We start from the raw sequence: 16,668 nt of genomic DNA, 5'->3' as shown, positions 1-16,668 counted from the left end.
GACCAGCTCGCCCGGAACGGCGCACCGACCGCCCCGCAGTGAAGAACGAGCGTGCGTGTCCAGCGGCACGAACGACCCGCCCGGAAAAGGCGACAAAGCCATACGGTGGCATTGTCCCGGTCATTCCCCCGTCGCGACAGCTTGATCCGCGACGGTCCACTGTGGACTGCGCCACGTTGCGCGTCCTCCGGCTTCTGCCGTACCACACTCACCCCAAAACGGGTGTGCTTTCCGGACATTGACCGACGAGGTGCCGGGCGACCGAGTTGCGGTACAACGGTCGGCCAGCCTACCGCGCGCGGTACGACAACAGGATCACGGGGAGCGATCCGGCAGAACCCCGCTGAGCAGGAACGCAACGCTCCGCTCCGTCTCGGTCCAGGCACGTGTGTCGAGTTCCACGGACTGCAGGAGAGCGCACTCCACGTCGTACCCGTGTTCGGTCAGATCGCGGCCCAGGACCTCCGCCTCGTCGCGGGTGGCGGCGTGGGTGACGATGCGCTGCGGGCGGCGGTCGGCGACCGCGGAGACCACGGCCGCTCCCCCGCCGCCGACCCGGACGACGTCCGGTTCGGGCAGGTCCTCCAGGACGTGCGGGGCGGCGCCGCGCACGATCTGCATCTGCACCCCGAAGCGGCGCGCGGCGGCGTCGGTGCGGGCGCATGCCTCGATGTCGCGGTCGACGGCGAGGACGGCGGCGCCCGCGCGGGCGGCCTCGGTGGCGAAGGCGCCGGATCCGCAGCCGATGTCCCAGACGAGGTCGCCGGTCCTGGGGCCCAGCCGGGCGAGCTGGGCGGCGCGCAGCAGATCCGCCTCGCCCTCGCCCAGGGCGCCCCGGTAGGCCGCGGCGGGCTGGGTCCAGCCGCGCGGCCCGACGCCCGGATCGCGTCCGGTGGTCCAGGCGTCCTCGGCGGGGGCGCCCGCGCGCGCGGGGCCGCCGATCACGATCACGACGTTGGGGTCGCGCCAGCTGTGGTCGGGGGCCTTGTCGGAGGTGACGACGGTGACCTGTTCCCGCTCGGTGCCCAGTTCCTCGCAGATGACGAAGGTGCGGTGGACGCCTTCCAGCAGCAGGCCGAGCTCCGCGGGTCCGGCGCCGGGCGAGGTGAGGACGGCGACCTTGGTGTGGGCGCGGCACACGTTCACCGCGCGCCGCAGGGTGCGGCGGTGCGCGACGACCACCTGGGCGTCGTCCCAGGGCATCCCGGCACGGGCGAACGCGGTGGCGACCGAGGAGACTCCGGGCACGACCTCGACCTCCAGGCCGAACTCGGGCGCGCGCAGCGTGCGGACGACGCCGAAGAACCCGGGGTCGCCGTCGGCGAACACCACGGCGGTGCCACGGTGGGCGGCGATACGGCGGGCGGCGAGGGAGACGCTGCCGAGCCGGATGCGCTCGGCAGCGGGAGGCACCTCGGGCAGGTCCAGATGGTGTGCTGCTCCGGCCACCAGGGTGGCGGCCCCCAGCGCGGCGCGTGCCGCCGCGGTCAGGGGGGATCCGTCCCAGCCGATCACCGTGACCCGGTCGGCCATCGTCGTCAGTCTCCAGGGGTCGTCGCAGGTCGTCGTGGGGATCGGCCCGCGGCGGGGCGGGCTTGGTGAGCGTACCTGTTCGGGCTGTGCGACGGCGGCCGACGGGGTTTCGCGCCGGTCAGTTCCAGTCGGCGTACGACGTGAAACCGCCGGTGTCGGCGAGCTGCTCGCCGGCGCCCTCCAGGTCCTCGGGCAGCAGGCTCCAGACGATGAAGTCGGTGCGCGCGTCGGTCCAGGTGCCGTCGTCCGTGCGGACGTGCACTATGCAGGCGTTGCGCAGGACGCCCTCGCTGATGCAGCCGATCTTCTGGGCCACCTGCTGGGAGGCGGTGTTGTCGGCGGCGGTGCGCAGCTCGATGCGTTCGAACTTCTGGTCGCCGAACAGCCATTGGGCGGTGGCGAGGGCGGCTTCGGAGGCGTAGCCCTCGCCGCGGGCCCAGGGGGCGATGACGTACGACAGTTCGGTCGAGCGGATGTGCCAGTTGGTCTTGCCCAGCTGGACGATGCCGACGAGTCGCTGGGTGAGGAACTCGGTGACGGCGAGGTCGAGTCCGCGGCCGGCCTCGCGCTCGGTGGGGGCGTACTCGCCGATCCAGGTGCGGGCGCCGGCCTCGGTGAAGGGCTGCGGGACGTCGGTCCAGGCCGCGACCTGCTCGTCGTTCATCATCTCGGCGAGGGCGGGGACGTCGTCCTCGTCGAGGGGACGCAGCACCAACCGCTCCGTGCTGATGGAGATGTTGGGGAAGGTGCTCGTCATGCGCCGCTCCGTAGCCGTGGAAAACCTTCGAGACCCTGAGGTCTGCTGAACTGCCCAGCATGCAGCATGAAAGCACCGAACGGCACCCGGGGTCCCCCCAGTTCGAACGAGGGGACCCCGGGTGCGGTGAGCGCTTGCTGCCCGGCGGATCAGAAGGAGGCGATGACGGAGCCGTCGTACTCGTCCTCGATGAACTTCTTGACCTCGGGCGAGGTGAGCAGCTCGGCGAGCTTCTTCACGCGCGGGTCGTCCTCGTTGCCCTCCTTGACGGCGAGGAAGTTGCCGTAGGGGTTGTCCTTCGCGGACTCCAGGACGAGGGCTTCCTCGGCGGGGTTGAGGTCGGCCTCGATGGCGTAGTTGCCGTTGACGACCGCGGCGTCGACGTCCTGGAGGGAGCGCGGGGTCTGGGCCGCCTCCAGCTCCTTGAACTTGAAGTTCCTGGGGTTCTTCGTGATGTCCGCGGGGGTCGCCTCGTTGCCCACGCCGTCCTTGAGGGTGATCAGGCCGTTGTCGGCGAGCAGCTTCAGGGCGCGCGCCTCGTTCACGGTGTCGTTGGGGACGGCGATGGTGGCACCGCTCTTGAGGGCGTCGGCGCTCTTGGCCTTCTGGGAGTAGAGGCCGAGCGGCTCCAGGTGGACCGTGACGACGGGCACGATGTGGGTGCCGTTCTTCTTGTTGAAGTCGTCGAGGTACGGCTGGTTCTGGAAGTAGTTCGCGCCCACGGAGCCGTCCTCGGTCGCCGTGTTCGGCAGGACGTAGTCGGTGAACTCCTTGACCTCCAGGTCGAGACCCGCCTTCTTCGCCAGGTTGTCCTTGACGAAATTCAGGATCGCGGCGTGCGGGGTCGGGCTGGCTGCGACGACCAGGGGGCCGTCGGTGCCTGCGCCGGAGTCGGAGGTGCCGGAGCCGCAGGCGGTGAGCCCGAAGGTGAGGGCTCCGGCGGCGAGGACGGCGGTCGTGATCTTGGCGGTGTTACGCACGAAAAGTGCCTTTCCTTATGGGTGGTGCGACCCCGTCGTGGGTGGACGGGGAGTCGGTGGGGTGCGGGGCGCCCCGGCGCCGGGTGTGTCCCGGAGCCGGCTGCGTCCCGGTGTCAGGGGTGTCCCGGTGTCAGGCGGCCTTGCGGACGTCCGCCGCGGCGGGCCCCTTCGCCTTGAGCAGACGGAGCCTGGGCCCGGGGCCGGAGCGGCCGCCGCGGCGGTGCAGCGAGCGGGCGGCGTGGTCGCCGGCGAACTGGATGACGGAGATGACGACGGCGAGGACCGCCACGGTGATCCACATCAGGCCGGTCTCGAAGCGCTGGAAGCCGTAGCGGACGGCGAGGTCGCCGAGGCCGCCGCCGCCGACGGTGCCGGCCATGGCGGAGTAGCCGATGAGGGCGATGACCGTGGTGGTGGTGCTCGCGATCAGGGAGGGCAGGGCCTCGGGGACGAGAACCTTGCGGACGATCGTCCAGGTGTTGCCGCCCATCGACTGCACGGCCTCGACCAGTCCGCCGTCCACCTCGCGGACCGCCGTCTCGACGAGCCGGGCGAAGAAGGGGATGCCGCCGATGGCGAGCGGCACGATCGCGGCGTAGCTGCCGATGGTCGTGCCGGTGACCCAGCGGGTGAAGTCCATCAGGGCGACCATGAGGATGATGAACGGCATCGAGCGGCCGATGTTCACGATCTGCCCGAGGACCTTGTTCACCACGGTGTTCTGGACCAGTCCGCCCCGGTCGGTGAGGACCAGCAGGACACCGATCGGCAGGCCGAGGGCGACCGCGATCAGGGTGGACCAGCCGACCATGACGAGCGTCTCGGTACACGCCTGCTCCAGCAGGGGCTGCATCTCCGACCAGGTCACCGGGCACCGTCCTTCACCAGCAGGGGCGCGTCGTCCGAGGCGCCCAGCACGTCGATCTGCAGGCCCTGTTCGCGCAGGAACCCGAGGGGCACCACGTTGTCCTCGTAGCGGCCGGGCAGCTCGATGCGCATCCGGCCGATCTGGAGGCCGCCGACGGTGTCGACGGCCGCGCCGAGGATGGAGATGTCGATGTTGTAGGTGCGGGCCAGCTGGGAGATGACCGGCTGGGTCGCGGCCTCGCCGTGGAAGGTGACGTCGACGACGGTGCGGTCGGTGCCGGACGCCTCGCCACCCACCGGGAAGAGGGCGGAGGCGAGTTCGGAGCCGGGTGTGGCGAGCAGCTCGCTGACGGTGCCGGACTCGACGATGCGGCCCCTGTCCATCAGGGCGGCCGAGTCGCAGATCTGCTTCACGACGTCCATCTCGTGCGTGATGAGCAGCACGGTCAGGCCCAGCTGCCGGTTCAGATCGCGCAGCAGCTGGAGGATCGAGCGGGTGGTCTCCGGGTCGAGGGCGCTGGTGGCCTCGTCGGACAGCAGCACCTTGGGGTCGCCGGCCAGGGCGCGGGCGATGCCGACGCGCTGCTTCTGGCCGCCCGAGAGCTGTGCGGGGTAGGCGCCGGCCTTGTCGGCGAGCCCGACGAGGTCGAGCAGTTCGAGCGCCTTGCGGGAGCGCTCCTTGCCGGACCTGCCGAGGATCTCCAGCGGCAGCTCGACGTTGTCCTGCACGGTGCGCGAGGACAGCAGGTTGAAGTGCTGGAAGACCATGCCGATGCGGCTGCGTGCCTGCCGCAGCTCCCTGCCGGCGCGGGGCCCGCGGCCGGCGAGGGCGGTGAGGTCCTGGCCGGCGACGGTGACCGTGCCGGAGGTGGGGCGCTCCAGGAGGTTGACGCAGCGGATGAGGGAGGACTTGCCGGCACCGGACTGGCCGATGACGCCGTACACCTCCCCTTCGCGGACGTGAAGATCGACGCCGTCGAGGGCGGTGACCTCGCGGCCGCGGGAGCGGTAGACCTTGGTCAGGCCCGTTGTGGTGATCACTGGGGTTTCCGTCACTGTCGAGTGCGCGGCGCGCTGGTGGGCGCCGGGCACGTGGCATGCATGGTTCGGGAACGGCCGGATCGCGGCACGGTTCTCGCTGACGCGGTGGAACCGGGGAGAAACTGTGCGCGGGGGCGTGCTCGGTCCTGGCGCGCGGGCGCTGTGGAACACGAGCGGGCACTCGCTTCGGGGCGCGAGGCTCAGATGGTGCGGGGGCCCTCTAGAAGGCGCACATTCGGCACATGTGGCGACACATGGCCGTGGGGAGACACAGACAACGAGCACCGGGCGTCATGGTCGCCTCGGTCGCAAGGATGCGGCTGCTCGTCGTGGTCATGCGATCAGTAAACCAGACGGACACTCCTGACCGGCCACGACTGTCCGGATAGTGGACAGTCGTGGACGCCGCCGGAGTCGTTCTCAATCGCGTACGGCAATCTCCACACCGGCGCCGGTGACCAGTACCGACAGGGCCGACAGGTCCCTGACGACCAGATCGGCGTCGAGCTGTTCGGCGCGGTGGGTTGTGGCCAACGCCACGGTCCGCATCCCGGCAGCGCGGCCCGCGGCGAGCCCGGCGGGGGCGTCCTCGAAGACGACGCATGCGGCGGGGTCCACGCCCAGCTGCCGGGCGGCGAGCAGATAGGGCTCCGGGTCGGGCTTGCCGCGGGTGACCTCGTCGGCGGTGATCAGCGTCTTGGGCAGGATGCCGACGGCGTCCAGGCGGGCCTCGGCCAGTCGGCGGGTCGCGGAGGTGACGACCGCCCACCGGTCGGCGGGCAGGGCGTCCAGGAACACCCGGGTGCCGGGCAGCAGTTCCACGCCGCCGGGCACGTCGTCCACCTCCAGCTGTTCGATCCGGGCGACGGCCTGCGGCACGACGTCGGCGGGCAGCAGGTCGCCGGCGACGGCGACGGCGGTCCGGCCGTGCAGCGGGACCCGGGCGAGGTCCTCGGCGGCGATCCCGTACTCCCCCGCCCACCGGGCCCAGCAGCGGTCCACCGAGGCGAGGGAGGACACCAGGGTGCCGTCGTTGTCGAAGAGCAGGGCGTGTGCGTGGATCGTCATGCCCCGACCCTACGCCGATGTGGTCTAGACCCTTACCGGTGCCCCGCCCCGGGCGCCGGCGCCCGTTTGCCCCGTAATAGGGTCACGGCATGCTTGATGCCCTGACGCTGGTGACCGCTGTCGCCGCGCTGCTGCTCGCCGCCTGGTGCGGCTGGGCCGCCTACCGTGATCAGCCGACCAAGGACTGGCACTTCATCGGCATGGCCGTGGTGTCGGTGCTGGCGCTGGTGCAGCTGGTGGTCGGGATCGTGCAGCTGGCACGGGGCGAGAAGCCGGAACAGGGCACGACGATCTTCGTGGCGTACCTGCTGGGCGCGTTCGCGTGCGTGCCGGTGACGGGCTTCATGTCGCTGGCCGAGCGCACCCGCTGGGGCTCGGTCACGGTCGCCGCGGGCGGCGTCGTCCTCGCGGTGCTGGAAGTACGGCTCTACGACATCTGGGGTGGCTGAGATGACGGCGGTCGAGGAGAAGCCGGCACGGCTGATCAGCGGGCCCGGGATGCTGCTGGTGTGGCTGTACGGCGTGATGGTGGTCGGCGCGGTGTCGCGCTCGGCCGTGCAGATCTCGACCGACTTCGGCCGGGCTCCGCTCGCGTACTCCCTCTCCGCGGCGGCCGGTGTGGTCTACGGCTTCATCACGTACTCGCTGGTGCGCGGCGGGGAGACGGCGCGCCGGGCGGCACAGGTGTGCTGCGCCGCCGAACTCGTGGGTGTGCTGGTCGTGGGCACCTGGACGCTGGCCGACCCCGGTGCGTTCCCCGACGCGACCGTGTGGTCGGACTACGGGATGGGATACCTGTTCATCCCCGTGCTGCTGCCGGTGTCCGCGATGTACTGGCTGCGGCGGGCGCGGACCCGGCGGGGTGACTGAGGAGCGGCCGCGGCCGGCCGTGACCGGGGGGTGATCGCGCAGTTCCCCGCGCCCCCCAGGGCATCAGACCCGGGCCCGCCATGTGCTGAACGCGGCGGGCGCGGACCCGGCGGGGTGACTGAGGAGCGGCCGCGGCCGGCCGTGACCGGGGGGTGATCGCGCGGTTTCCCGCGCCCCCAGGGCATCAGGCCCCGGCCCGCCATGCGCCGACCCGGCGGGCGCGGACCCGGCGGGGTGACCGAGGAGCGGCCGCGGCCGACCGCGGCCGAAGGGTGATCGCGCGGTTTCCCGCGCCCCCAGGGCATCAGGCCCCGGCCCGCCATGCGCCGACCCGGCGGGCGCGGACCCGGCGGGCGCGGACCCGGCGGGCGCGGACCCGCCATGCGCCGACCCGGCGGGCGCGGACCCGGCGGGGTGACCGAGGAGCGTCCGCGGCCGGCCGTGACCGGGGGGTGATCGCGCGGTTTCCCGCGTTTCTAGGCGGTTGCCGCGTAGGACGTCGCTTCCTTCTCCAGGACGATCATCGGTACGCCGTCCTGCCCCTGGGCCGTGCCCACGGCGACGTAGCCCACGCGGCGGTAGAGGCGCAGGCCGCCCTCGCTGCGGTGGCCCGCGCTGAGGCGGAAGCGGGTGGCGCCGCGCTGTCCGGCGAGAGCGGACTCGGCGGCGCTCAGGAGGCGGGCGCCGATGCCGTGGCCCTGGAGGCGGGGGTGCACGCAGAGCTTGCCGATGGCGGCGGCGCCGTCCTCGGTGAGGGTGCCGCGGACCGAGCCGACCACCTCGTCACCGAGCCGCGCGACGAAGACGCAGTCGGAGGCGACCTCCCGGCGCACGGACTCCAGGCTCTGCACGAGCGGGTCGATGCGGTAGTTGCCGTACAGCGCGGCCTCGCTCTGGAAGCACAGGTACTGCAGCCTGAAGATCTGCTCGACGTCCTGGTCGGTCGCCCCGGAGATGATCACGCTCATGCCCATGTGTGCACGCCTCCCGCTCACCTGTTGCCTGTCGTCCCTCACTCCTATCCCCGCGCTCTCCGAGCCGCAACCTCCGGTGTGAGCAAACGACGCAGACATCCCAGACATCTGGAACGTTCCGGCCCCAGGCTGCCCTGTGAGATACCCAACTCCCCCGCGATCTCGCGGTAGGTGAGGTCCCTCGGGGAGAGCAGGGCGGCCAGCAGCCGGGGGCAGCGGCCGGGCAGCCGGCTCACGGCATCGCGCAGAACCCTTTGGCGCGCGGCGGAGAGGGCGTGCTGCTCGGGGTCGTGGGCCGCCTCGTCGGCCGGCTCCCTCTCGTACGGCTGCTCGAAGACGGTCGTACGGCGGCTGCGGCGGGCCTCGGCCCGCACGGCGGAGCGCAGCCAGCGCTCGGGGTCGTGCGGCGGGCCGTCCGCGTCGAGGCGCTCCAGCAGCCGCAGCCACACCGACTGTTCGAGGTCGCCCGGCTCGGCGCCGGCGGCATGGGCCTCGGCACGGGCCTCGGCGGCGAGCAGGGGGCGCAGGGCGGTGAGCAGGTCGTGCGTCATATGCGGCACGACGCGGCCGCCCGGGGCGGGGTTGCCCGGACGGCCGCGGGTTCACCGGGACCGGTGGCGGGCCGCTCAGCCGTTGACGAAGTCCTCGCGGGCGAGCACGCCGGTGTCGGGCTGGTCGGTGAAGACGCCGTCGATGCCGGTGGCGAAGTACACCCGGTAGGCGCCGAAGACATCGCCGTAGGCGTCGGCGTCGGTGCCCTTGCGGAACTCCGCCGGGAGGAAGGGGTTCTCGTTGCGCAGGGTCCAGGGGTGCAGGATCAGGCCGACCTTGTGGGCGTCGGCCACCAGCGTGGTCGGCCGGGTCAGTCTGCCGCTCGCGTCCTTCGGGACGATCAGGTCCAGGGTGGGACCGATGCCCTGGGCGTAGGAGGCGATCTCCCTCAGTCCGGCCGGCCGGACCAGGTCGGCGACCGTGCGCGGGTCACCGGTCTCCACGAAGTCCCAGGGACGGGTGGCGGGCCCGGACAGCAGGACGACGAGGGGGTTGTCCACGAGCCGGTTCAGCCGCTGGACGCTGGTCGGCTCGAAGGACTGCACGATCACCGGCGAGGTACGGCGGTCCTTGCCGTGCCGGTGGAGCAGCTCGGCGACGCGCTCCTCCAGGCCGAGGCCCAGCTTGCGGAAGTAGGTGGGGTGCTTCATCTCGGGGTAGATCCACACCTGCCGCCCGCGCGCCCGGGTCTGCTCGTCCTGCCAGCGCAGCACCTCCTCGAAGGTGGGGATCTCCCAGCGGCCGTCGTAGAGGGTGTTGTGCGGGCGGTTGGCCGGGATGCGCTCGGTCGCGCGCAGGGTCTTCAGCTCGGCGAGGGTGAAGTCCTCGGTGAACCAGCCGGTGACGGAGACGCCGTCCAGCACCTTGGTGGTCCTGCGGCCGGCGAACCCGGGCCGGCTCGCGACGTCCGTGGTGCCGCCTATCTCGGGCTCGTGCCGGCAGACGAGATGGCCGTCCCTGGTGGGCACCAGGTCACCGGCCTCGACGATGTCGGCGCCCAGGTCGAGGGCCAGCTGGTAGGAGGCCAGGGTGTGCTCGGGGCGGTGGCCGCTGGCGCCCCGGTGGCCGATGATCGTCGGCTTCGGCAGGCTCCGCAGGCCGCCCGCGCGGCCGGCCGCGCCGGGCCCGTCGGCCGCCCGCGCCGTGCCGGACAGACCCAGGGCCCCCGCGCCCAGCACGGCCGCGCCGAGGAGCGCCCGCCGTCCGGTGCCCTGCGGCTCGTTCGACTCCTGCGTTCCCATGGGGCGGCCTCCTCGCCGTCGGTGCTCGGTGTGTGCGCGCCGATCGTAGGGGCGCCCGCATGACCGCCGGGAGACCGCGGCTCAAACGTATGGATGACGCTGAATGTCGTACACGAGGACGTAGATGACGGATCGTCGGACTGATCCGCGCACTCCTGGGACACTCGGAGGGCGGGTGCCCGCGATGTCCGTCACACCGTCACGGCGAGGCCACGGGCGCCCTGGGCGAGGACACCGCAGGTAAACCCCGGTCAACTCTGTGTAAGACCTCGGTGAACCCGATGTGCGCAACCCCCTGGGCCGCGAGTATCGTCCTCACCTGCACAGACTCAGACAGAATCGCCCTCGACACCGGAGGACCCGTTGTCCCGCTTCGCGCTCATCAAGGCAGTGCTCGGTCCGATCATGCGCCTGATGTTCCGCCCCCGGGTGGAGGGTGTGGAGAACATTCCGGGCGACGGTCCGGTCATCCTCGCCGGCAACCACGTGACCTTCATCGACTCGATGATCCTTCCGCTGGTCTGCGACCGCCAGGTGTGCTTCATCGGCAAGGACGAGTACGTCACCGGCAAGGGCCTCAAGGGCCGGGCGATGGCGTGGTTCTTCACCGGCGTCGGCATGATCCCGGTCGACCGGGACGGCGGCAAGGGCGGCGTCGCGGCGCTGATGACCGGCCGGCGGATCCTGGAGGAGGGCCGGGTCTTCGGCATCTACCCCGAGGGCACGCGGTCGCCCGACGGACGGCTGTACCGGGGGCGCACCGGCATCGCCCGGCTCACCCTGATGACCGGGGCGCCGGTGGTGCCCTTCGCGATGATCGGCACCGACAAGATCCAGCCGGGCGGGGCGGGCATGCCCCGGCCCAGCCGGGTCACGGTGCGGTTCGGTGAGCCCCTGGAGTTCTCCCGGTACGAGGGGATGGACCGGGACCGGTATGTGCTGCGAGCCGTGACGGACTCGGTGATGACCGAGGTCATGCGGCTGTCGGGGCAGGAGTACGTCGACATGTACGCCACGAAGGCGAAGGCGGCGTAGGGCTCCCGACTCGCCGCCGCAGGGCTCCCGACTCGCCGCCGTAGGGGTTCTCCCGTACGGCGGCCGTCGCGTTCGTGGTGGTTTCCCGCGCGGTTCCCCGCGCCCCTCGGGCGGGTTCCCTAGGCCCCGCTCTCCAGCTTCTGGCCCTTCAGGAGGAACCAGGCTCCCGCCGCCGTCGCCAGGAGCACGGCGGCGCCCACTCCCGCCGCCAGGGCGAGGCCGTCGACGAAGGAGTCGCGGGCGGAGTCGAGCAGGGCTTCCGCGGTGCGGGGCGGGAGGCCCCTCGCCGTGTCCACCGCGCCGCCGAGGGACTCATGGGCCTGCTCCGGGGTGCCGGCGGGGGCCGCGAAGCCCCGGTAGACGCCCGTGACGATCGAGCCCAGGACGGCGATGCCGAGGGCCGCGCCGAGTTCGTACGCCGTCTCCGACACCGCGGAGGCGGCGCCCGCCTGGTCCTTGGGGACGGAGCCGAGGATCACGTCGGCGGTCACCGTGAAGGAGAAGCCCGCGCCGACGCCGACGACCAGCAGGGCGGTACCGAGGAACGGGTAGCCGGTGGTGCGGTCGAGCAGGGTCAGCGAGCCCAGGGCGAGACCGATCGCGGCGAGACCGCCGGAGACGACCGCCCGCACCGACAGACGCCGGGCCGCGCGGCCCGCGACGAGACCGGCCGCCACCGCGCCGACCGCGGCGGGCAGCTCGGCCAGGCCCGCCTCCAGCGGCGGCCGGTCCTGGACGAGTTGCAGATACTGCGACAGGAAGAACACCAGGCCGGACAGGCCGAGGATGGTCAGCAGGTCGGCCAGCACCGCACCGCTGAAGCCGCGGTGGGCGAACAGGCGCATGTCCAGCAGCGGGGCCGGCAGGGTGAGCTGGCGGCGGACGAAGCCGTACAGCGCGGCCGCTCCCAGCGCGCCCGCGGCGAACGCCTCCCAGGACGCGCCGTGCGAGGCGGCCTCCTTGACCGCGTAGACCACGCCGATCATGCCGACCAGGGACATCAGCACGCTGGGCACGTCCCACGGGCCGGGCTTCGGGGTGCGTGACTCGGGCAGCAGCCTGATGCCGACCAGGACCAGGACGGCCATCACCGGCAGGTTGATCAGGAAGACCGAGCCCCACCAGAAGTGCTCCAGGAGGAAGCCGCCCACGATCGGACCGACGGCGGTGCCCGCGGAGGCGGTGGCGCCCCAGATGCCGACGGCGAGGCTGCGCTCACGCGGGTCGTGGAAGAGATTGCGGATCAGGGCGAGGGTGGCCGGCATCAGGGTGGCGCCGGCGACGCCGAGGAGCGCGCGGGCCGCGATCATCATCTCGGGGCTGGTCGCGTAGGCGTTGAGCACGGATATCGCGCCGAAGGCGGTGGCGCCGACGAGCAGGATGCGCTTGCGGCCGATGCGGTCGCCGAGGCTGCCCATGGAGACGAGCAGACCGGCGATGACGAAGGAGTAGACGTCACCGATCCACAGCAGCTGGGTGCCGGTGGGGTTCAGGTCCTCGCTGATGTAGGGAGTGGCGAGACCGAGGACCGTCGCGTCGACGGCCACCAGCAGCACGGCGAGCACGAGGACGGACAGCGCGAGCCAGCGGCCCGGGCGCCTCACCGCCTCGGTCGTGGACGCCGGCTGCAGGGTGCTGGTCATGGTTCCTCTCTCCGGAGTGCGCCGCCGAGCATCAGCTCGACGATCATGAACTGGAAGTCGTTGCGGGCGACCTTGCCGTCCTGGACCGCCCACGCCCCGGCCGCGACCAGGCCGTAGAGCGCCTCCGTCAGCCAGGTCGGGCTGAGGTCGATGCGGAACTCGCCGCTGTCCTGGCCGCGCCGGAACAGGGCCGCGACCCGGGCGTCGAGACGGGCCCAGCCCTCGTTCTGCCCCTCGCCCTCGAACAGCTGGTTCTCGCTGTACAGGAAGGACAGCAGTCCGGTCGCGGGCTCTATCTCGCGCACGAACCGCCGTACGGCGCCGGCCGCGTCGCCCTCGTCCAGCCGGGCGGCGTCCAGCGCCGCCTCGCACTCCGCGATGCCGAGCGACTCCAGCGCCCGGACGAGCGCGTCGCGCCCCGCGAAGTGACGGTGCAGGGTCGCCCGGCTGATCCCGGCGGCCTTGGCGACCTCGTCCATGGTCGCGGTGGATCTGCGGGTGAGCAGGGCTGCGGCGCTGCGCAGTACGTGGTCACGGTCGACGGCCATGAGACAAAGATAGCCCATGTGAGACATTCATGTCTCACCATAGGCATGTGTGACTCATGACCGTCGCCCGGTCGCCCGGTCGCCGGAGGAGATCACGGGAGCCCGCCGCCCGGCGGGGTGCGGGTCAGTGCCAGGGCAGCTCGCCGCGCCGCTGCCAGTAGGCGCGGGGGTCCTCGGCCAGTGCGGCGAGCCGCGACAGCTGTTCCTCGTCCAGGTCCACGACGGGGGCGTGCAGATTGGAGGCGAGCTGGGCGGTGGTCGCCGCGCCGGAGAGGATCACCCCGGCCCAGGGCATGCGGAGGATCACCGCGAGCGCCACGGCGTCGCACCCCAGGGACGCCTCCCCGGCGACCGTCCGCAGCGCGTCCGGCGCATGGGGGTCCGCGAGGCGTCCGTTCGCCATGCCCTCCTTGACGATCACGGTCAGCCCCGCGTCGTGGGCCTCGGCCAGGGCGGGGCCGGCGGAGGGCTCCAGGACGTTGTAGGTGGACTGCACCGTACGGAAGAGGGGCTCGCCGTCCACCGTCACGGCGAGCGCGGCGCGGATGGCGTCGGCCTGCGCGGGACCGCTGGTGGAGAAGCCGACGGAGACGCCCTGCGCGGCGGCCTCCGCGAGCTTCGCGTGGAGTTCCTTGTCGGTGAGGGCGGGACTGTCCGGGGTCACCGAGTGGATCTGGTAGAGGTCGAGGCGGTCGCCGAGCAGCTCGGCCGTCTCGGCGCGCTGGCGGTCGTACGTGCGGACGCTGTGGTCCTTGACCTCGTGCCGCTCCGCGTCGGTGGTCCAGCCGGCGGTGTAGGTGTAGCCCCACTTGCTGCCGACGACCACGTCGTCCGCACCGGGGTTGGCCCGCAGCCAGCCCGCGAGGAACTCCTCGGAACGGCCGTAGGAGCGGGCCGCGTCGAAGTAGCGGACGCCCTGGGCGTAGGCGGCGTCGAGGAGTTGGTGCGTGCGGCGTTCGAGGGCCTCGACCGTGCGGTCCTCGGGGAGGTCGTCGTCGCGGCCGAGGTTGATGTAGCCGGGGCGGCCGACCGCGGCGAGACCCAGTCCGATGTGGCAGGTGGGGGTTGTCGCTGCGGCCAGTCGGGCGAAGGGCATCGCGGGCTCCGTTCGGTCGGTCCGGTACGGCTTCGACCAACGTAACCCGTGACGGCCTTCGCCCCGGGACTCGACGTGTTCGGTTGTCCGTCCGGCGGGGGCGGGTGCCCCGCGCCCCGCGCCCCGCGCCCCGCGCCCCGCGAGGAGCGTGGCCGCTCAGCCCCGCTTCTCGGCGGAGGCCCACGCGTGCTGGGCCGCGACGTCCGCCCTCAGCTCGCCCAGCTGGATCGCGACCGCGCTCGGGGCCGTGCCGCCCCGGCCGTTGCGGGAGGCGAGGGCGCCGGGGACGTCGAGGACCGTGCGCACCTCGGGGGTGAGGTGCTCGGAGATCTTGGCGAACTGCTCGTCCGTGAGCTCGTCCAGCTCCTTGCCCTCGGACTCGGCGACCTTCACGCACTCACCGGCGACCTCGTGCGCCACCCGGAACGGGACGCCCTGCCTGACCAGCCACTCGGCGATGTCGGTGGCGAGGGAGAACCCGGCCGGGGCCAGCTCCTCCATGCGCTCGCGGTGGACGGTGAGGGTGGCCATCATGCCGGTGAAGGCCGGCAGCAGGACCTCCAGCTGGTCGATGGAGTCGAAGACCGGCTCCTTGTCCTCCTGGAGGTCGCGGTTGTACGCGAGCGGGAGGGCCTTGAGGGTCGCCATCAGACCGGTGAGGTTGCCGATCAGGCGGCCGGACTTGCCCCGGGCCAGCTCGGCGATGTCCGGGTTCTTCTTCTGCGGCATGATCGACGAGCCCGTGGAGAAGGCGTCGTGCAGGGTCACGAAGGAGAACTCCTTCGTGTTCCAGATGATGACCTCCTCGGCGATCCGGGAGAGGTTGACCCCGATCATCGCGGCGACGAAGGCGAACTCGGCGACGAAGTCGCGGGAGGCCGTGCCGTCGATGGAGTTGCCCGCGCTGCCGCGCTCGAAGCCGAGGTCCGCCGCGACGGCCTCGGGGTCCAGACCGAGGCTGCTGCCGGCGAGCGCGCCGGAGCCGTACGGGGAGACGGCCGTGCGCTCGTCCCACTGGCGCAGCCGCTCGGCGTCCCGGGAGAGCGCCTGGACATGGGCGAGGACATGGTGGGCGAACAGCACCGGCTGGGCGTGCTGGAGGTGGGTGCGGCCGGGCATGGCCGTGTCCGGGTGGGCCTCGGCGAGGCCGATCAGGGCGTCCTGGAGGTCGGCGATCAGACCGGCGACGACGCGCGCGTGGTCGCGCAGGTACATCCGGAAGAGGGTCGCGACCTGGTCGTTGCGGGAGCGGCCGGCCCGCAGCTTGCCGCCGAGGTCCGGGCCGAGGCGCTCCAGCAGGCCGCGCTCCAGCGCGGTGTGGACGTCCTCGTCGGCGACGGTGCCGGTGAAGGAGCCGTCGGCGACGTCCGCCTCCAGCCGGTCGAGGCCCGCGATCATCCGGGTCAGCTCGTCCTCGGTGAGCAGGCCCGCCTTGTGGAGCACGCGCGCGTGGGCGCGCGAACCGGCGATGTCGTAGGGCGCGAGCCGCCAGTCGAAGTGGACGGAGGCGGACAGTTTCGCGAGGGCCTCGGCGGGACCGTCGGCGAAACGGCCGCCCCAGAGCCGGACGTCACCGCTGTTGCTGCTCACTGCGCTGCTCCTCAGGAGATGCGATTCTGATGTGCATGATTATGCAGAGCCTTGCATGATTCGTCAATTTCATAGGAGGCTGAACGGGGGAAACCGCTTTCCCGTACTTCCTGCCGGACGCAGGCGCCGCGGCCGTCGGACCTCTTTCTACTCAAGTGAGGCATACGCATGTCCAGGGCTCTTCCGAAGTACGACAAGCGCCGTGTGGTTGTCGCCGGCGGGGTCGCCGCCGTGCTGCTCTCCGGCGCGGTGATCGCCGGGTCCGCCCTCGCGGGCGAGCCGCGGGCCGAGGGCCGTACGACCGCCGCGCCGGGGAGGATCTCCTGCCCCGACGTGAGAGCGAAGCTCCCCGCCGTACCCGCCTCCGCCCGCGCCGAGGTCGAACGCAACCTCACCCTCCTCGACACCCAGATCACCGAAGCCGGCAAGCGCCTCGTCGACACCGTCGGACAAGGCGGACCCGACTTCGTGGACAACGCCATCCTCGGACCCCTCAAGTCCAAGCGCGCCGCCGCCATCGACCGCATCGCCATCTCCATCGACCGCACCACCGCCCGGCCCCAGGGACTGGAGGCATTGGCCGGGTGCGTGCTGGGCTCCGGCGGAGCCGCACCCGCCGCGCCGCAGGCGCCGGGCGCCCCGGCCGCCCCCCAGGGACAGGCCGCCGCCGCGCCGGGGAGGATCTCCTGCCCCGACGTGAGAGCGAAGCTCCCCGCCGTACCCGCCTCCGCCCGCGCCGAGGTCGAACGCAACCTCACCCTCCTCGACACCCAGATCGCCGAAGCCGGCAAGCGCCTCGTCGACACCGTCGGACAAGGCGGACCCGACTTCGTGGACAACGCCATCCTCGGACCCCTCAAGTCCAAGCGCGCC

General features: G+C 72.2%; 17 protein-coding genes. 4 read left to right on the top strand and 13 right to left on the bottom strand.

What is annotated here, in order from left to right; translation table 11 throughout:
- Positions 1 to 315: 315 nt before the first annotated feature.
- The 6 genes from cbiE to ACIQGV_RS27500 all read right to left on the bottom strand — a co-directional run bounded on the left by cbiE (position 316) and on the right by ACIQGV_RS27500 (position 6,246).
- On the bottom strand, positions 316 to 1,533 hold the full coding sequence (cbiE, locus tag ACIQGV_RS27525) for a precorrin-6y C5,15-methyltransferase (decarboxylating) subunit CbiE (RefSeq protein ID WP_402498754.1): 1,218 nt from the start codon (positions 1,531 to 1,533) through the stop codon (positions 316 to 318).
- 118 nt (positions 1,534 to 1,651) lie between these two features.
- Positions 1,652 to 2,290, bottom strand: coding sequence for a GNAT family N-acetyltransferase (locus tag ACIQGV_RS27520; protein WP_402498752.1), 639 nt, complete (start codon positions 2,288 to 2,290; stop codon positions 1,652 to 1,654).
- Positions 2,291 to 2,439: 149 nt separating this feature from the next.
- Complete coding sequence (locus tag ACIQGV_RS27515) at positions 2,440 to 3,270, bottom strand: MetQ/NlpA family ABC transporter substrate-binding protein (RefSeq protein ID WP_402498750.1); 831 nt, start codon at positions 3,268 to 3,270, stop codon at positions 2,440 to 2,442.
- A gap of 130 nt (positions 3,271 to 3,400) precedes the next feature.
- Positions 3,401 to 4,138 (bottom strand): methionine ABC transporter permease, encoded by a 738-nt coding sequence (locus tag ACIQGV_RS27510; RefSeq protein WP_402498748.1) that lies wholly within the window; start codon positions 4,136 to 4,138, stop codon positions 3,401 to 3,403.
- On the bottom strand, positions 4,135 to 5,178 hold the full coding sequence (locus ACIQGV_RS27505) for a methionine ABC transporter ATP-binding protein (RefSeq protein WP_402498745.1): 1,044 nt from the start codon (positions 5,176 to 5,178) through the stop codon (positions 4,135 to 4,137). The genes ACIQGV_RS27510 and ACIQGV_RS27505 overlap by 4 nt, the downstream gene beginning before the upstream one ends.
- 420 nt (positions 5,179 to 5,598) lie before the next feature.
- On the bottom strand, positions 5,599 to 6,246 hold the full coding sequence (locus ACIQGV_RS27500; RefSeq protein ID WP_402498743.1) for an HAD-IA family hydrolase: 648 nt from the start codon (positions 6,244 to 6,246) through the stop codon (positions 5,599 to 5,601).
- An 89-nt stretch (positions 6,247 to 6,335) separates the two neighbouring features.
- Between ACIQGV_RS27500 and ACIQGV_RS27495 the strand changes: the two genes are divergently transcribed.
- The gene (locus ACIQGV_RS27495) at positions 6,336 to 6,695 is read left to right on the top strand and encodes a hypothetical protein (RefSeq protein WP_402498741.1); all 360 of its coding nucleotides are present in this window, start codon (positions 6,336 to 6,338) and stop codon (positions 6,693 to 6,695) included.
- A 1-nt stretch (position 6,696) separates the two neighbouring features.
- Entirely contained in the window at positions 6,697 to 7,116 is a 420-nt protein-coding gene (locus tag ACIQGV_RS27490) for a hypothetical protein (RefSeq protein WP_402499086.1), read from the top strand.
- 476 nt (positions 7,117 to 7,592) lie between these two features.
- Here the strand turns inward: ACIQGV_RS27490 and ACIQGV_RS27485 are convergent, their stop codons facing one another.
- The 3 genes from ACIQGV_RS27485 to ACIQGV_RS27475 form a co-directional block, all read right to left on the bottom strand.
- Positions 7,593 to 8,090, bottom strand: a complete 498-nt coding sequence (locus ACIQGV_RS27485; RefSeq protein ID WP_402498738.1) for a GNAT family N-acetyltransferase — start codon at positions 8,088 to 8,090, stop codon at positions 7,593 to 7,595.
- A 44-nt stretch (positions 8,091 to 8,134) separates the two neighbouring features.
- Entirely contained in the window at positions 8,135 to 8,641 is a 507-nt protein-coding gene (locus ACIQGV_RS27480) for a sigma-70 family RNA polymerase sigma factor (RefSeq protein WP_402498735.1), read from the bottom strand.
- A 75-nt stretch (positions 8,642 to 8,716) separates the two neighbouring features.
- Positions 8,717 to 9,883: a glycerophosphodiester phosphodiesterase gene (locus tag ACIQGV_RS27475; RefSeq protein ID WP_402498732.1), complete on the bottom strand. Its 1,167-nt coding sequence runs from the start codon at positions 9,881 to 9,883 to the stop codon at positions 8,717 to 8,719.
- Positions 9,884 to 10,246: 363 nt separating this feature from the next.
- Between ACIQGV_RS27475 and ACIQGV_RS27470 the strand changes: the two genes are divergently transcribed.
- Positions 10,247 to 10,918, top strand: a complete 672-nt coding sequence (locus ACIQGV_RS27470) for a lysophospholipid acyltransferase family protein (protein WP_402498730.1) — start codon at positions 10,247 to 10,249, stop codon at positions 10,916 to 10,918.
- A gap of 119 nt (positions 10,919 to 11,037) precedes the next feature.
- Here ACIQGV_RS27470 and ACIQGV_RS27465 read toward each other — a convergent pair whose 3' ends face one another.
- The 4 genes from ACIQGV_RS27465 to argH form a co-directional block, all read right to left on the bottom strand.
- Positions 11,038 to 12,561 carry an MFS transporter gene (locus tag ACIQGV_RS27465; RefSeq protein WP_402498728.1) on the bottom strand — a complete coding sequence of 508 codons (1,524 nt, stop codon included), beginning with the start codon at positions 12,559 to 12,561 and terminating at the stop codon, positions 11,038 to 11,040.
- Entirely contained in the window at positions 12,558 to 13,109 is a 552-nt protein-coding gene (locus ACIQGV_RS27460) for a TetR/AcrR family transcriptional regulator (protein ID WP_402498726.1), read from the bottom strand. The genes ACIQGV_RS27465 and ACIQGV_RS27460 overlap by 4 nt, the downstream gene beginning before the upstream one ends.
- A 124-nt stretch (positions 13,110 to 13,233) precedes the next feature.
- The gene (locus ACIQGV_RS27455; RefSeq protein WP_402498725.1) at positions 13,234 to 14,205 is read right to left on the bottom strand and encodes an aldo/keto reductase; all 972 of its coding nucleotides are present in this window, start codon (positions 14,203 to 14,205) and stop codon (positions 13,234 to 13,236) included.
- A gap of 156 nt (positions 14,206 to 14,361) precedes the next feature.
- The gene (gene argH / locus ACIQGV_RS27450; RefSeq protein WP_402498723.1) at positions 14,362 to 15,795 is read right to left on the bottom strand and encodes an argininosuccinate lyase; all 1,434 of its coding nucleotides are present in this window, start codon (positions 15,793 to 15,795) and stop codon (positions 14,362 to 14,364) included.
- Positions 15,796 to 15,963: 168 nt separating this feature from the next.
- Between argH and ACIQGV_RS27445 the strand changes: the two genes are divergently transcribed.
- Positions 15,964 to 16,668: hypothetical protein (locus ACIQGV_RS27445; protein ID WP_402498721.1), on the top strand; the 705-nt coding region annotated here is incomplete at its 3' end.

The organism is Streptomyces sp. NPDC093094, assembly GCF_044754345.1.
Taxonomy (GTDB): Bacteria; Actinomycetota; Actinomycetes; order Streptomycetales; family Streptomycetaceae; genus Streptomyces.
This window is presented reverse-complemented; position numbering and strand designations above follow the sequence as displayed.

Coding starts and splice junctions, on each gene's coding strand:
- ACIQGV_RS27475 (WP_402498732.1), bottom strand. CDS start 9,883: ATGGGAACGCAGGAGTCGAACGAGCCGCAGGGCACCGGACGGCGGGCG.
- ACIQGV_RS27465 (WP_402498728.1), bottom strand. CDS start 12,561: ATGACCAGCACCCTGCAGCCGGCGTCCACGACCGAGGCGGTGAGGCGC.
- ACIQGV_RS27520 (WP_402498752.1), bottom strand. CDS start 2,290: ATGACGAGCACCTTCCCCAACATCTCCATCAGCACGGAGCGGTTGGTG.
- ACIQGV_RS27460 (WP_402498726.1), bottom strand. CDS start 13,109: ATGGCCGTCGACCGTGACCACGTACTGCGCAGCGCCGCAGCCCTGCTC.
- ACIQGV_RS27480 (WP_402498735.1), bottom strand. CDS start 8,641: ATGACGCACGACCTGCTCACCGCCCTGCGCCCCCTGCTCGCCGCCGAG.
- ACIQGV_RS27490 (WP_402499086.1), top strand. CDS start 6,697: ATGACGGCGGTCGAGGAGAAGCCGGCACGGCTGATCAGCGGGCCCGGG.
- ACIQGV_RS27455 (WP_402498725.1), bottom strand. CDS start 14,205: ATGCCCTTCGCCCGACTGGCCGCAGCGACAACCCCCACCTGCCACATC.
- cbiE (WP_402498754.1), bottom strand. CDS start 1,533: ATGGCCGACCGGGTCACGGTGATCGGCTGGGACGGATCCCCCCTGACC.
- ACIQGV_RS27485 (WP_402498738.1), bottom strand. CDS start 8,090: ATGGGCATGAGCGTGATCATCTCCGGGGCGACCGACCAGGACGTCGAG.
- ACIQGV_RS27500 (WP_402498743.1), bottom strand. CDS start 6,246: ATGACGATCCACGCACACGCCCTGCTCTTCGACAACGACGGCACCCTG.
- ACIQGV_RS27495 (WP_402498741.1), top strand. CDS start 6,336: ATGCTTGATGCCCTGACGCTGGTGACCGCTGTCGCCGCGCTGCTGCTC.